The following is a 1042-nucleotide window of genomic DNA, read 5'->3' as shown; positions in this document are numbered from 1 at the left end:
GGGACGCATGAGGTCGTCCTCGACGCCGAGGACCTGGCGGCCCTTGGAACGGATGACGCGCCGGCGCACGACGCGACCGGGGTCGACGGGGGTGGACCGGTAGAAGGGCGCGGCGGCGGGCGCGCGCCAGTCGATCACGAGGGGCGCGTAGTCGGAGTCGAGAACGCCGATCCGCCCGATGTGGAGGGTCTCGCCGATCTCGGCGGTGTTGTCGTGGCGTACGCTCGACGGCTGCCCAGTGCACGTGAGAAGGGGGCCTTAGGTGGCCGCGCAGGAAGCCGTGGACACGGTCAGAGACCGTGAGATCGGTGTCGAGCAGGAACATCTGGATCAGGTCTACCGCCGACTGGAGGAGAAGATCCACGAAGCGGAGTTCCTGATGAACGACGCCGCCCAGCGGGGCCAGGTCGGCACGCCCGGCGCCCTCGCCGAGCGGGACGCCCAGGTCTTCCGGGCCGGCATCCACCTCAACCGGCTCAACAACGAGTTCGAGGACTTCCTCTTCGGTCGGATCGATCTGCTGTACGGGAAGGACGGGAAGAAGGGCCCCGACGGCGCCTACACCTCCGTCGAGCCCGCCGAGGACGCCGTACGCCCCGACAACACCGCCGAGATCGGCGAGACCCTCCACATCGGGCGGATCGGCGTTCTCGACTCCGACTACGCGCCCCTCGTGATCGACTGGCGCGCGCCCGCCGCCGCGCCCTTCTACCGGTCCACCCCCGTCGACCCCGGTCGCGTCGTGCGCCGGCGCGTCATCCGTTCCAAGGGCCGCCAGGTCCTCGGCGTCGAGGACGACCTCATGCGTCCCGAGCTCCGCGCCACCCTCGACGGGCGCGAGCTGCCCGTGATCGGCGACGGCGCCCTGATGGCCGCCCTCGGCCAGGCCCGCAGCCACACCATGCGGGACATCGTGTCCAGCATCCAGGCCGAGCAGGACCTGGTCATCCGTGCGCCCGCCGCCTCCGTCACGTACGTCGAGGGCGGGCCCGGGACGGGGAAGACGGCGGTCGCGCTGCACCGCGCCGCCTATCTGCTCTAC

General features: G+C 71.2%; 2 pseudogenes. One reads left to right on the top strand and one right to left on the bottom strand.

The window, feature by feature from the left end:
• Positions 1-225: pseudogene (locus CCN56_RS45490) on the bottom strand (helicase); the annotation flags it as partial.
• A 37-nt stretch (positions 226-262) separates the two neighbouring features.
• Between CCN56_RS45490 and CCN56_RS41245 the strand changes: the two are divergent.
• Positions 263-1042: pseudogene (locus CCN56_RS41245) on the top strand (helicase); the annotation flags it as partial.

It is taken from the genome of Streptomyces sp. NRRL B-24572, assembly GCF_002156145.1.
Taxonomy (GTDB): Bacteria; Actinomycetota; Actinomycetes; order Streptomycetales; family Streptomycetaceae; genus Streptomyces; species Streptomyces vietnamensis.
This window is presented reverse-complemented; position numbering and strand designations above follow the sequence as displayed.